The organism is Sphingobium sp. SCG-1 (assembly GCF_002953135.1).
Lineage (GTDB): Bacteria > Pseudomonadota > Alphaproteobacteria > Sphingomonadales > Sphingomonadaceae > Sphingobium.
Genome location: NZ_CP026372.1, coordinates 2,693,714 through 2,707,259, shown reverse-complemented (window position 1 = coordinate 2,707,259; position 13,546 = coordinate 2,693,714). Strand labels below are relative to the sequence as shown.

Sequence of the window (13,546 nt, the reverse complement as noted above, 5' to 3'; positions counted from 1 at the left end):
CCTGAGACGAGCAGGACCGGCAGGGGGCGGGTTAAGGCTATGACGTTACCTTCGTGCGCTAAATAGGGGAAGGTTTTGGCTACGAAGGCGCGGAAGGCGTCGTTGCCAACACCAGCTTTTGAAGGACAATATTGTCATCCAACCGCCACACCCTCAAGCGATGACGCCCGGCAGTCAATTCTCCGAAGTTCGCTGATAGCCGAAGGACGTTGTCGGACACAGCTTCAGCCCACAGCTTCTTGGCCGGGTTGTCCTGTGCGCCGCCGGTGGCTTCCAGTTCGGCCCGCATGATATGCATCGGGCCTTCATCGATCGACAGGCCGATGCTTACAGCCTTGCCTCCTGAGGTGTCGAGGGTCGGTGTTAGGTAAAGGGTGACTCCGGTTTGTCCCGCGCGCTTCACGACGATATCATAATCGACGGTGATCCCGTGTGCCTGAGTGGTCGCCGGAAGACCCTGCGGCAATGCCACCAGCGCCCCCTTTGTCCGGCCAAGATGTGGTATCGGCGTCCACCGTATCTCGTTACCTTGGCTGGCACTCACGAAATCTACTGCCTCGATTTCAAGCACGTCGTCCGCAGTGATAGATCGTTGCACTAAGACCGGCTTCTGCCTGAGACGATCGCTGGGCGTGTCTCCGCCCACCCGCGTAATGCTTGGCATCGTCTGCTGGGTTGGATCGTTCCAGATCACGTAGCTCATATGGACTTGCGACATCATGCCGTCCCATTTGCCATTGTTGATTCGGTGATATTGAGCCGTCAGTTCTCCGTCCCTCTTGAATGCCGCTTCCGTCTGATCTGCGAAGTAGTTGGCGCGTGCGTCGTTCCGGGAAGCGAGCATCTTGTTCCAGGCTGCGGCGTAGTAAAGCCGATAGAGATTGGCCATTGCGCAGATCGGGTATTCCAGCATCTGAAAGTAGGCGTCCAACTGGTCAGGCCGCAGTTTTGCTCGCGTCGCAAGCATGTCTGCCTCCAGCGCGTCCCATCGAGCCATCAGGTCGCCGAACTCGCCGCCGTCCAGCCCCGCAGGCGTGATGCCGCCCAAGGCGAAGCTGTTTTGGTCGATCAGTTCCGGTTTCCGGCGGGCGGCGTATTTGCTGTATGTCGTGACAAGGTCCGCGATAGGCGGTGCCTGCTCTTCGCCGAAGCCTGCCCGTGCCCAAGCCTTGGGATAGTTCGCAAGTGCGCTAGGCGTCATGGCTTCAGGATCCCACGCCATCGCCATGAAGAAGCTCAATGGATATTCCATGGGCTTGATGTCGCCAACATTTACGATCCACATCGCTCGCGCGTCACGCCGATATGCAAGATCCATCTGTTGCCAGACCTTCTCGATCTGGTTGGTATTGATCCACTTGTAGTTCCGCGGCACGCCAACATAGTCGAAATGGTAATAGACACCTTGCCCGCCTGACCGTGCGGGAGCGCCTACCTTCGGCAGCCGCCTGATCTGACCCCAGTTATCGTCGGCGAAGAGCAGGATTACGTCATCCGGCACCTGCATGCCCTTGTCGTAGTAATCCTGCACTTCTTTATAAAGGGCCCAGACTTGAGGCTGCTGTTCTACTGGGCGTTTTGTAACGCCGGCGATGATGGCACGCTGGTCATGAACGATGCGCTCGAGCAACTCGGTGGCGGTGCCTTCAGCCATCGCCTCGTCGCCGTCCCCGCGCATGCCGACGGTGACCACGGACTCGTAGCCCTTTCCGTCGCCCTTCGACATCATCCGCTCTATGCCTCCCCTCCAGAAGGTACGAAGATTATCTGCATTGAGGGTGTAGTCCCAATCCCCCGCAGCAACTCCGTTTTCCTTTGCATGGTGCCATTCCGCTTGTGCTCTTAGCATGGGTTCATGATGGGAATTGCCCATTACCACGCCCATGGCGTCGGCCAGTACCATACTCTGGAGATCGTCATGCGCGAACGCCTTGCCCCACATAGCGGGCCACAGGTAGTTGCCCTTCATGCGGAGCAGCAGTTCAAAGACGTGGGCATACATGGCCGAGTTGACGCCGCCGAACTTCTTGATGGCCCAGCCGCTGAGGCATGGATCCTCATCATTGATGAAGAAACCTCTATACCGCACCTTGGGTCGGTCGAGTTTCTCAGGAAACGGCAGGCTTACGTTCTTGCGCTGTAGGATGGGCACATCGGCAAACCAGTGCCAAGGCGAGACGCCCATGCGTTCGGAGGTGTCATACGTCCCGAATATCGCGCCTCTACGGTCCGACCCTACGATGACCAGCGCACGAGGCACGCCGGGGAATGGGCGTTGCACGACGATGCGGCGATAAGCTTCCCATTCTCCTTCGAGATCTTCCACCGAAAGTTTACCGGTGGCAGCCATCTGATCGGCGAGGGCACTCTGTCCCTTCACGGCGATGATCAATAGTGGTCCCGACGCAACCTCTGAGCGACCACGGATCAGTTGTACCTTCGACCCGCTTACACGCTCAAGGTCCGCAGCGAAACTTTCCGCGACATGGGTAACAGCCTGGTCAGGCGACTCATCAATGAGGATGCTGACGGGACGGCCTTGCGTGACAAGCGAGAAGCGACGCGCCACAACTGGCGCCGCAACGACCGGGCAGATCGAAGCGATCACAGCCACTCCCGCGACAGCGCCTAACAGTGTCCGCCTGGACAGAGTGTTGCCAGTGCTATGCATCCTTCAAAGCCCCCATCGCTTCAACAGCTTGTCTGCGGCCAGTGAACGCGTCTTAGATTTTATACCATCTACCGAGAGCATCGCGTTACTTGTCCAAGCCAATATGACGGGGAAAATCTGGTATCGCTACCATAAACTAGCGATGCGGCAGAAGGCGGTTGGGATTAACGGTATGGTTAATGTTCCGCGGAATAAATGACGCGCGTTTTAAGCTACTTTGTAGACTTGTACGTTCCAAAACACAGTTCTGTACAAACGTCTTATGTCGGGCGAAAATTTACAGCATCGACGATGGATGGCTGTCGGCTAGCTTCGCCAAAAACGACAGCTCTCATTGGAACCTGCGGTTCACCGAAACTTTCGAACAAGAGCTTCGTTCCAACTGCCGAATTTCTCAAGTCGACCCTAGTGAGACATTCAGCGGCTGATTTGTTGTTCTCAGCTGCGGTCGGTCTGCTTTGTCATAAGCCGAGCATTTTATCTTCTGCCAGCGCCGCTAATTGCTATGAACATGGGCCATCACAGCTTCTCCAAGTGGCAGACACGCCGGTGAACGAGTCGGCACGATCATCGCAGCGAGCGATTTACCGGTCCAACGCGGCCGACTTGATGATCCGTGACGATTGAAGATGCCTTTTCGTATGGATAACAACGCCGAACAGGGTCAGCGTCCCCACGACCCATGGTGCGTATCTAAATGCGCTTTCCATCGCCGCAGTGAAAGCGTTGCCTGCTCCAAATACCCTTTCGATGAGCCAGGCTATTGCGGCAATAGCAGCCAATCCACCCGTCACCCGCCTAATCATTTTATAGTAGGACGTATGGACCAACAGCAGCAGCGCCGGCATTATTGAGAGCACCACTGCAAGCTGAACGAGTTCGATGCCAATATTGAAACCCAGTATGGCAAGCGCCTTTTCTTCCATACCCAGGCCGAAATGGCTAACGGTGGTTGCAAACGCTAATCCATGGACCAGGCCGAACCAACCCGCGACGCGCGCTTCGTGACCCGGGAACAGGGGGCGTAGGGCGTGGATTGCCGATATCAGGATCGAACATGCGATCAGGATTTCCACTGGCTGTACGGGCAGACGCCAGTCGAACACAGCAGCACCGATTAGCGTCAGGCTGTGACCGATCGTGAAAGCGGAGACGATCCCGATAAGATGCCAAAGTGTCGAGCCAATGGGTCTGTTCTCTCCCCAACGCCGCCCGGCTGCCAGGAGTGGCGCTGGCAACAACAGGACGATCAAGAATAAAAGATGATCGTAGCCCTCCGCAATATGGCGCATGCCCAACCCGACCGCAGCGCGAAAGCCGTCGGTCAGGCTCGCCTTTCCACGGTCGACAGATAGCGACCCTTGGCTACCCTGCAGCGCTCCCAAAATCTCGCGGCCACCATCCAGCGTGCCTCTGGAGAAGTCGCTTCTGGCGACAAACAGAACGAAGTGGTTCGGCACCCGGTCGATGACGGCGCGCCAGCTTATATCGAACTGCCGAGCAGATGCGCCAGCAGGAGGCGTCAACCGCAAGACGGCATGCAGGTCGGGCGGTCCGGCAATCTGCGCGAACTCGAGACGTTCTACCGTTAACTTCCAGGCTGCGCCTCGTTTCGCGGTCACATTGATGTTCCGGCGCAGGAACGCTTCAGCGCGCTTGAGCGACGCGGGATCGTTGCCAGTGGGGTTACCCGTTGCATAGGCATATTCACCCGCCGGAATTATCAGGTCTCCAAGCACTTCACGGCGTCCGAAATCGAATTGCATCTCCGAATTTGGGGTCAGGTGCGCCTGGAGGGGCTGCGCCAGCAGGGCTGCCAGCATCACGAGAAGCAGCCTGGGAAGCGCAAGCATCAGTGATTGCCGAACCAGATAAGCGAACTTGCCGGGTCGAACGCTTTGGGATTAAGTGCGAGTGCCTTGGGGCGGGAATCTTCGCTCGCTTGAACCTGGCCAAGCATCGCCGATGCTTGCGACAATACGACATATTGCTGCGCGGTCCGCCAGCCGGTCTGCTCCGCAGCCTTGAGGATAGCGACCGCCTCCTGAGGGCGACCATTCGCCAACAAGGCCATCGCCAGCATGATACAGGAGTCGCCATAAGGCCGTGCAGCAAAGTTGAGCCGCGCCAGATCCAGCGCTCTGGCCGGGTTTCCCAGCACTAGCTCATGCTCAAGCGCAGGGCCATACGCCGCCTCGGGCAACTGCGACAGGCGGCGGGTCCATAGTGCGCCCGCGCGATCGGACCAATATCGGCTGTTTTTGGCGTCTCCCCTCGCACGGTACAAAGCGGCCAAAGCATCCATTACTTCGGGCATGGCTATCTCGCTTCCCGCTTTAGCCAATATGGTGCGGTACTGCTGCTCGGCACCGTCGAGGTCGCCGCCCAGTGCGGTCATCTGAGCGAGGTGCGCCTTGATGAGCCAATGGCCGGGAAAGGTAGCGTCAGCCAGTAAGAACAGTCGTGTGGCGGTTTCCCAATTCCCCCGATCCAGTTCGATCACACCCTTTTGCAGCATCATGTTGGCGTAGAACTGCGGCGTCGGCGCCTTGACGCTCTTCATTGCGTATTCGAGCTGGCGGATCGCGTCGTCAAACCTGCCCATTTTCTTGAAGTAGTTGGCCGCACGTACGGCAATCCCCGGACCATTATCCATCTGAGCGGCGGCGCGGTACGTGCGCCAAGCTGCAGAATACTTTCCGGAGTAGAATGCGACATCGCCGCGGATCGCCAGCGCCTCTGCTTGATCTCCCCGGTCGGCGGGAACGGCGGCACCATCCAGCAAGGTGAGCGTCGATGCGATCGGCGCCAGGCGGTGAATAGTCAAATTGCTGACGGCATCGGTCAGTAGCGGACCTGCGCCCTTGGGAGCATCTGCGCGCCCGCGCATCAATGCCAGACGCGCCGCCAGAAGATCGTCAAACGATCCTGTCAGGCGCGCACGTCCCATCAGCGCACGTGCATAGCTTTCCTGATACGCCCACTGGTCCGGTGCACGCGCAACGCGCTCCCTTCCCAAGGCGATCGGCCCGGCAGCAAGTTCCAAAGCAGCAGCGAAGCTTTTCGGGCCAAAGCGTAAATGCGGTGCGACTTCGTTGGCGGCGGTTGGCGCGGGTAAGGAGAACTGGTCCACGGAGATCGTAACAGCGGCTACCGCGACGGTCGCGGCAAGCAGGTAGAGACCGACCTTGTTGAGCGTCTGGAGTGGCGCCACTGATGCTATCATAGCTGAGCTTTCGGATCAGGTGAGGCGCGTCACTTGATCGCGCCTCACCTGCTTTACTGTCCTAGCGACCGATCATCCCGGTGTGGCGCAAGGCGTCAGACCGGCCCCAACCAGATCATCCGCCAACGCGTTTGTCAGCGTGGTGAGCTGCCCCTTCAGATCGGGGACGAATGTGCCTGCCGCGTCGTCGGACGGATCGGCATCGTTATAGGCTGTCTTACGGGACGAAGCGATCAGTGCGGTCGCAACGGCGGGCATGCCCATCCGGTCGACACGCACATAAGCACTTGCCGGATCGGAGCGGAAGTCGAAGCTTGTGCCGCTTGTTCCACTCAGCGGAGGCGAACCTTGGGGTGGAGCAAGGTAGGGGAATGCCGACTGAAAGGCGACATCGTTAGCCGCTGGATTGAGCGGCAGATTGGCAAGCGTCAGCGGACTGTGCTTCGTAAGGTCGAGGAAGATAACCGCAAGGGTCACATCTATGACGGGATCGGTCAACTTCCGACCATTTGGAAAGCCGGAAGTAGCCGCAAGGTTTAGCGTCAGTGTGTCTGGTACGACCAGACTTGCGACGGTGGGTCCGCCCGTGCCGACAGTCTGATCCAGACAACGCTGCACATTGAAGGAAGTTGGCGTCGGCGTGGGAGTTGGCGTCGGCGCTGGTGCGGGGGCCGGAGTGACGACGGGTGGCGCGTCGTCATCGCCGCAGCCCGAGAGTGCAGCAATGGCGCTCAACGAGGCTAAGCCCATCAGCATGTGGTGAGTGCGAGACATCAGAGCTGTCCTCCAAAGCGGGCGGTTGTTCCCCAAACGCCGATGGGGTTCGTGCCATTGGCGATACGGTCACGCGGAATTTCCAGGACCACAGCCGTCAGGTTCTGACCGGCGAAGAAGTTGCGGGTCTTGTCGAAACTCAACGTCCCCGTGCTGGTCGTCGTTCGGAAACCCTGAAGGTCGAAGAAGAACGGATCGTCGAAAAGCCCGGCGCGAGCCGTAACGCCATCCTTGCTGAGGTTAGTTTCGACCGGACCGGTCAGAGCGCCGGTCACACCCGGTAACCCGGCAATCTGAACACCAAACTGTGTACCATTGGCTGTATTGTCGCGCCCAAATCGAACGGTGACCGGGATGGTCGATACCGTTTTGTTGGGGCCATTGGCGATGTTGATGGTGTAAAGAACATCGCGATCGTAAGTAGCAGGCGCGGTGGTGGCCTGTGGACCGGCAAAGGTCATCGCGATGATGACTTTGGTGTCGGTATGCCAGGCATAAACGTCGGCGATGTCCGCCGGGCGATCGGGGGTCGTATCCATGGCCGGGTCGGTGCGGGTTGGAGGATCGAGGTGATCGGCCGCTGGTGCAAATGTCTCCGCAGCCATGAACGCCAGCGGAATGGCAAGAAGCACGCCGCCTCCCGCGAGCAAAAGTTTAGTGTAATGTTTCACTGGCTTCCTCCTGTTGAACCCGTCGGTCGTTCGCGAAGCACCTCTACTTGAACCGTCGAGCAGTGGAGCGCCGTTGCGATCTTTTGAGATGGTCCTTACCAACGTGCACCGCGCGGACGCGGGAGAGAGTAAATTAATCTGCCGTTAAGCTACGTGGCTAATCCAAGATGGATGCAGCGGCGAGGTAATGTTTTTTAGGGACATGCGCATCGCCACTGACGCGGCGCAATTAATCCTGACGAAAGAAAGCTTTGGGGTGGAGAGAGCGCTTTTAACATGCTGACGCCCTCGTGCGTTGTTGTTCATAGGCCATGCGGGCCGGATCGATGTGCTGTGGCGTGCATGCAATAGCCGCCTCCGCTTCCAGCAGCGCACTTACCTGCCCGGCCAGTAAGGTCTGCTGATCAGATAACCTTGTGCCAGTTCGCAGCCTACCGAGCGCAGAAGCTTAAGGCAGGCGGGTTCCTCGATGCCTTCCGCGACCACTTTGAGGCCAAGGTCGTGCGCACGCTCGATAGTGGAGCGCACCATTGTCGTTACGATTGCGGTGCGCATGCTCAACGAAGCTGCGGTCGTTCTTCAATTCGGAAAGCGGCAGCGTCCGCAGGTATGACGGGGTCGACTGTCCGGTGCCATAAGTGTCGAGCAGGGCGCTCTTCGGCCGCACCCTACAAGAGAACGGGTGCTCTGTTCCTCAAAGTTTGGCTTCGGCTCTTAACTGCAAGAAGTAGCGCGTTGCTGCCGATGCGCTGTCGACCCTTTGCCGCCATTCAGCCAGCGATTTTCGATCGCCGAGTGCGGACCGGCAGCTATCGCCACCGTTATCGACCAACTGTTGCCATTCCGCAGTCGGCAATGGCTGGCCTAACGATAAGGGGCTGTGCAGCACCGCTGCATCGGATATCGCGTGTCGATTTTTATGGATGATCAACGTGGCCAATGACAACACTCCCAACCGGCATGTCGCTTATGCCGGGCGCTATGCATCCGGACCGGTCAACAAGTTCAATGCCTTTTCAGCACTCGAGCGCGCGCGCCTCCTTCTGCGCGAAACCGAGCAAATCACGCAAATGTTCGAGCTCGAAGGCGAGAAAGACGAGCGAGCCGACTGGTGGTGGAATGGGTTTGAGATCGTACCCTACACTTTGGTCGGTCTTGCGACCTGTCTGGAATGGCATGCCCGGTCGCGGCTGACCGATCTTTACACCTTTCTTCCGGAAAAGATCGACGCCAAGGCGCTCGATGGCAAGGTTCCGGCGAAGGTGCTTTCGCAGATGATCCAGGCCAAGGTGTCTATCCCGCAGCTCCTCGGGGTCTCCTTCACCGTTGGCTCGGTGACTGAATATCTCGGCGTGTTCAAGACGCTGTTCGAGGCGCTTGGCATCGCGACGTCGCCTGATAGTACGATCCAGCCTATAGTGATCGAACAGCTTGGCCTGTTCGGCGATGTCGTGCGAGAGCCATTGATGCGCGACGTGCTCGAGGAACTCTTCATGACCCGCCATGCCCTCGTTCACGAGATCGGGTACGGGAGCTCTTCCGGACGTTCGCTGTGCGAAACCTGGCCCCCAGAGCGGGTGATGTGGCTCTGTCAGAACGTTATCTCGACGATCCGGCTTCTTGAGACCACGATCACCGAGAATGCTCCATCGGACTTCCCTAACCTCCTTACGCAGGACGGGTATCCAGTGGATGATCGCGAGCGGTTAAGACAGACGATCGAGGCGCTTGAGGCGCGTATCGGAGCAGAGATCGCCGCCAGGTCGGCGCACAGTCAGGTGAACTGGTCTGATGCTTTGCGTGCTGCTCAGGCATCTGCCGAGGCCCATGAGATGTTGTTTTCTGACCGGGCGCTGTTCGAGCGGTTTGACTGGGCAAGGACGGATTTGTTATCGCGAACCATGCTCGAGCAGCGGCTGGCGTTGCTCACCGAGATTGCGACGGCCCTGGATCAATCGAGTGGCTCACGTCCTTCATAAAGGCTATGAGTCCGTTGAGCGACGCATTACTTTACCTTCACCGGGAACGCATTTTCAACCGCCCCGCGCACGACTTCTGTCCCATTGGTCGCAGAACCCCGGACGGCAGAACGCGCGAATGCTGGCTTTTGTAAAGACGCCGATGTTTAGCGACCCTGGTAGGAATAGCGGCTTCGTGCCACGATGCGGCGTTCGCTTTCTACGAAGCCGACCCAAATCGGCCGCTGAGCGCCACAATTTTGCTCCCCACGTGCGGACCGGCAGCTATTCCGGCAGAACGCGACCACAAGGCGATGTTTGGGTGTGTCAGCTCAGTGTCCGGAACTGACGAAACCAAACGTCGAAGGTGCCTCGATCCCCATCTGCCGCTCGTCCCGCCGACGGCATCCCAGTTGAGCTCGTCGCTCTCGATCTCGAGAACCTCGCCCGCCGCCTTGTTGCGGATGCGCGCAATGCCCCTGCAGTAAACTTCCGTAACGTCACCAACGGCCTAGAAATCCGAGAAGTCGAGCGTCACGAGCGGTTTGCGCAGGTCGAGCCCGAGATCGGTCACATATTCGATGAAAATCAGGTGGAAATTGTAGCCCGAGCCCGGGAAGTGGATCTGCCAGTAGCCGGGTTCGCCGTAATTGTCCGGCTCGTTGGCGCTCAGCAGTCGGGCTTCCTGGAGCAGCGCGAGGTCGCCGTCGAGATCGTCGCCGTGATAGATGCGTCTGAGCTTGGGATCGCTGATGCGAAATTCGTCGTGGAAGCCGGCCGACCGCTCGTCGCGGCGCTCGACCAGGAACTTGAACACCTCGCGGGTCAGCCGCGGCAGCGCGGCGAGCCTCGCACTCAGCTCGGCGATCGATTTGGCCGTCTCTTCGCGCTCGAAGGGCGTTTCCTCCGAGTCGAAATATACTTCCATCTTGGCCGCGTTCGACAATTGCGGCCGGGGCAGCGCCTCGATCAGATTGTCGATGCTGGTCGGGAACTTCCCGTCTTCATCCGGAATTTCGAGTTCAATCCGCACGCGGCGCGTTTCGCGCGACACGTAGCCGGCAAGATCGACCAGAGCGTCGATCGGCAGCGACATGATCCGGCCGCACACGTCGTTGAAGTCCCAGACCATCTCGGGCGTGAAGCCGAACGTCGCGTACGGCTCGCCGGTAAAGGTGTAGGATCCTTGCTTCTCGCCGATCACGAGGATGCGGATATTGGGATATTTCGCGCGCTGTTGGTCGCCGATATTGTCGAGCGTCTCCCTGACCTTGGCGCCGGACTTGTCGGCCGTGACCTGAAATGCCCAACCCGCGGCGGCGTCGCCTAGATCGAGCCCGGGATTGTTTGAATGCTCCTGGTTGAGGTTCGACAGGCCGAGCCCAAGCGCGCGGTTGAGCACCTCCCTGGCGAAGTCCTCGACGTGGGTGTGGATGTCGAACAGGTGCAGCCGTCCGCGCTGCCTGGCCTGCGCGGCAATGCCGGCGAGGTCGTCGATGATCTGGCCGATCAGATGCCCGCGTGTCAGCATTCTGCGTTTAGCCGTTCTCGTCTACGGCATCGATCTCGGACAATGCAAAGCATGGCCGTCGCCGTTTTTCGTTTCGACGACCACCTGACCAATCGCAGACATGATCCGCTTGACGGTAGCTCGGCCGACCGGCGTCGAGATCTCGTCGCCGACCTCGATGCCGAAACTGAGGCCCATGCCGACGAGGCGGCGGATCGCTTCCGCGCGCGATGGCAGGTCAGCCTGGGTCCGACGCCAGTCGTCAATTTTGTTGAGCCAGTCCGAGGAGACCCTCATCTGGAACGGGTGCGCTTTGTCGCGAGTCATGTGGTGAATGTAATGACATGATGCACATTAGTCAACGCCGCCTGTGCGTGGGGGCAACAGTTTTTTCGACCACTCACATAGCAGATTGGTCAAGAAGGGACGCTTTATTCACCGACTCGTCGATAGATTGAGCGTGGCGTCGTTAAGGGGGGATGTGATGGCAAAAACGTGGGGCTGTCAGCTCCCCATACGAGCTGCCGTTCGTTCTATATCTGTAGATCGGCAGCATCGTCCCACGTACCGCCTTCCAATGTCGACCCCTTGCAGACGTTCAGTCGCGATTTGAGGCACTCGAAAACGGCCGTTACATTGGACCTGCAAAGAATAGCCAAGTCATTCTTACTGGGCGTGCTTCCCGCCCGGAAGATAAGCCGCATCAGTGATCTGCTGACGCGGTCGCCGCACCCACCCCTGTCTCCGACCGGATGCGTTGCGCTTCATAGCCCGCCTTGTCGATGGCGGCGCGGGTACCTGTATCAAGTAGCGAGATCAGCCAGATGGCAAGGAAGCCTGCCGGAACAGAAAAGATCGCAGGAGAGGCATAAGGGAAGGGCGCGTTCGTCATGTGAAAAACGTTCACCCAGATTGCTGGCGACAGGATCGTCAGAGTGAACGCGGTCAGCAGCCCAACTGTGCCGCCGATCGCAACGCCGCGCGTGGTGCAGCCCTTCCACAGCAAGGACAGAATCAGCACCGGGAAATTGCCGGATGCTGCAAGCGCAAAGGCGAGGCTGACCATAAACGCCACATTCTGCTTTTCAAAAGCGATGCCCAGCAAGATCGCCATAGTCCCCAATGCGAGTGTAGTAATCCGTGAGACCTTCAACTCGCTGGCAGAGTCTGCCTTCCCCTTGCGAAGAACCGTGGCATAGACATCGTGGCTGACGGCGGACGCGGCTGAGAGTGTCAAGCCTGCCACTACCGCAAGAATGGTGGCAAAGGCGACAGCGGATATGAAGCCGAGGAACAGATTGCCGCCAATTGCGTGCGCGAGATGGATGGCAGCCATGTTGCCACCGCCCCGCAACATGCCACCACCGTCGAGATAGCCTGGTTCCGTTGCGACCAGCACAATCGCGCCAAAACCGATGATGAAAGTCAGCACGTAGAAATAACCGATCCAGGACGTTGCCCAGAGCACGGACTTGCGCGCCTCCTTCGCATTGGGGACGGTGAAGAAACGCATCAATATATGGGGCAAGCCTGCCGTGCCCAACATCAGCGCCAAACCGAAGGAAATGGCGGAGATGGGGTCCTTGATGAAATTGCCGGGCCTCATGATCGACCTGCCCTTTACGGCCGCTTCGCCCGGGGACGATCCGGCGGCAAGTGCGAGATCGGTCTTCACCGTGACAGCGCGGCGGAACAACGCTTCGGGCGAAAAGCCAAACTGCGCAAGGACCATGATAGCCATGAACGTCGCCCCTGCGAGGAGCATCACCGCCTTGATAATCTGCACCCAGGTCGTTGCGCGCATGCCTCCGAACAGGACGTACAGCATCATCAGGGCACCAACGATGATGACGGCGTAGGTGTAGGGCAGGCCGAACAGCAGCTTGATCAACTGCCCCGCGCCAACCATCTGCGCGATGAGATAGAAGGACACGACGAGCAATGTACTGCCTGCTGCGAAGCTGCGCACCGGCGGCTGGGCAAAACGATATGAGGCGACGTCGGCAAACGTGTATTTGCCAAGGTTTCTCAGCCGCTCTGCCATCAGGAACAGCAGGATCGGCCACCCGACAAGGAAGCCGGTCGAATAGATCAGCCCATCATAGCCATCGTTGAAAATCTGCGCCGAGATGCCGAGAAAGGACGCCGCGGACATATAGTCTCCGGCCATCGCCAGCCCGTTCTGGAATCCGGAGATTCCCCCGCCCGCCGTGTAGAAGTCCGCCGCGGTCTTCGTACGCTGGGCGGCCTTTTTGGTAATCGAGAGCGTGAGCGCGACGAACAGCGTGAACATGCCGATCGCGACCCAGTTCATGGGCTGGCGCTCAGCCTCCCCTTCCAATGCCGCGGCATAGGCCGGGAGCGGTAGCAGGGCGAGTGCGACGATCACGGCGCGCGCGACCTTCACTGGCGCGCATCCTTCAGGATTGCCATCATTTCGCGGTCGAACACAGTATTGGCTCGCACGACGTAAATGGCGGTCAGCAGAACGGCGAGAGCGATCAGGCCTAGCCCGACAGGTATGCCTACAGAGGTGACGCCATGCCCGATCGGCGTGGCCAGCCATTCTTTGCCGAACGCTACCAACATCGTAAAGCCAACAAAGGCGATGAACATTACAGCGGACATCATCCAGCCGAAGCGAGAGCGGCGCGCCACCAGGCCATTATAGCGAGGATGCTGTTTGATCGCTTCAATGAGCGCTTTCTCCACGGCTTTCCCCTCAAGGCTTTTTCT

Annotated in this window: 12 protein-coding genes; 1 reads left to right on the top strand and 11 read right to left on the bottom strand. The window is 58.9% G+C overall.

What is annotated here, in order from left to right; all coding sequences use genetic code 11:
* Positions 1–79: 79 nt before the first annotated feature.
* The 7 genes from C1T17_RS12315 to C1T17_RS21340 all read right to left on the bottom strand — a co-directional run bounded on the left by C1T17_RS12315 (position 80) and on the right by C1T17_RS21340 (position 8,282).
* The gene (locus C1T17_RS12315) at positions 80–2,608 is read right to left on the bottom strand and encodes a glycosyl hydrolase 115 family protein (protein ID WP_223262575.1); all 2,529 of its coding nucleotides are present in this window, start codon (positions 2,606–2,608) and stop codon (positions 80–82) included.
* Positions 2,609–3,255: 647 nt separating this feature from the next.
* Complete coding sequence (locus C1T17_RS12310; protein ID WP_104953694.1) at positions 3,256–4,524, bottom strand: HupE/UreJ family protein; 1,269 nt, start codon at positions 4,522–4,524, stop codon at positions 3,256–3,258.
* Positions 4,524–5,885 carry a tetratricopeptide repeat protein gene (locus C1T17_RS12305; protein ID WP_189338335.1) on the bottom strand — a complete coding sequence of 454 codons (1,362 nt, stop codon included), beginning with the start codon at positions 5,883–5,885 and terminating at the stop codon, positions 4,524–4,526. Before C1T17_RS12305 ends, C1T17_RS12310 begins: the two co-directional genes overlap by 1 nt.
* Before the next feature lie 84 nt (positions 5,886–5,969).
* Positions 5,970–6,671 (bottom strand): DUF4331 family protein, encoded by a 702-nt coding sequence (locus C1T17_RS12300; RefSeq protein ID WP_104953692.1) that lies wholly within the window; start codon positions 6,669–6,671, stop codon positions 5,970–5,972.
* Entirely contained in the window at positions 6,671–7,342 is a 672-nt protein-coding gene (locus C1T17_RS12295) for a DUF4331 family protein (protein WP_104953691.1), read from the bottom strand. The genes C1T17_RS12300 and C1T17_RS12295 overlap by 1 nt, the downstream gene beginning before the upstream one ends.
* Before the next feature lie 375 nt (positions 7,343–7,717).
* Entirely contained in the window at positions 7,718–7,873 is a 156-nt protein-coding gene (locus tag C1T17_RS21690) for an EAL domain-containing protein (RefSeq protein ID WP_223262574.1), read from the bottom strand.
* A gap of 163 nt (positions 7,874–8,036) precedes the next feature.
* Complete coding sequence (locus tag C1T17_RS21340; protein WP_189338334.1) at positions 8,037–8,282, bottom strand: hypothetical protein; 246 nt, start codon at positions 8,280–8,282, stop codon at positions 8,037–8,039.
* Here C1T17_RS21340 and C1T17_RS12285 point away from each other — a divergent pair.
* Entirely contained in the window at positions 8,275–9,321 is a 1,047-nt protein-coding gene (locus tag C1T17_RS12285; protein ID WP_145959002.1) for a hypothetical protein, read from the top strand. The genes C1T17_RS21340 and C1T17_RS12285 overlap by 8 nt on opposite strands.
* Before the next feature lie 490 nt (positions 9,322–9,811).
* Here the strand turns inward: C1T17_RS12285 and C1T17_RS12280 are convergent, their stop codons facing one another.
* From C1T17_RS12280 to C1T17_RS12265, 4 genes are all read right to left on the bottom strand, one after another.
* Positions 9,812–10,831: an SMEK domain-containing protein gene (locus tag C1T17_RS12280; RefSeq protein ID WP_104953689.1), complete on the bottom strand. Its 1,020-nt coding sequence runs from the start codon at positions 10,829–10,831 to the stop codon at positions 9,812–9,814.
* A 21-nt stretch (positions 10,832–10,852) separates the two neighbouring features.
* Positions 10,853–11,137: a hypothetical protein gene (locus C1T17_RS12275; RefSeq protein WP_104953688.1), complete on the bottom strand. Its 285-nt coding sequence runs from the start codon at positions 11,135–11,137 to the stop codon at positions 10,853–10,855.
* Between the two features lie 376 nt (positions 11,138–11,513).
* Positions 11,514–13,217: a cation acetate symporter gene (locus C1T17_RS12270; RefSeq protein WP_104953140.1), complete on the bottom strand. Its 1,704-nt coding sequence runs from the start codon at positions 13,215–13,217 to the stop codon at positions 11,514–11,516.
* Positions 13,214–13,522: a DUF485 domain-containing protein gene (locus C1T17_RS12265; protein ID WP_223262573.1), complete on the bottom strand. Its 309-nt coding sequence runs from the start codon at positions 13,520–13,522 to the stop codon at positions 13,214–13,216. The genes C1T17_RS12270 and C1T17_RS12265 overlap by 4 nt, the downstream gene beginning before the upstream one ends.
* Positions 13,523–13,546 lie beyond the last annotated feature (24 nt).

Excerpts from the sequence above, each read along its gene's own strand:
- C1T17_RS12275 (WP_104953688.1), bottom strand. The coding sequence starts at position 11,137 with ATGACTCGCGACAAAGCGCACCCGTTCCAGATGAGGGTCTCCTCGGAC.
- C1T17_RS12300 (WP_104953692.1), bottom strand. The coding sequence starts at position 6,671 with ATGTCTCGCACTCACCACATGCTGATGGGCTTAGCCTCGTTGAGCGCC.
- C1T17_RS21690 (WP_223262574.1), bottom strand. The coding sequence starts at position 7,873 with ATGGTGCGCTCCACTATCGAGCGTGCGCACGACCTTGGCCTCAAAGTG.
- C1T17_RS12310 (WP_104953694.1), bottom strand. The coding sequence starts at position 4,524 with ATGCTTGCGCTTCCCAGGCTGCTTCTCGTGATGCTGGCAGCCCTGCTG.
- C1T17_RS12280 (WP_104953689.1), bottom strand. The coding sequence starts at position 10,831 with ATGCTGACACGCGGGCATCTGATCGGCCAGATCATCGACGACCTCGCC.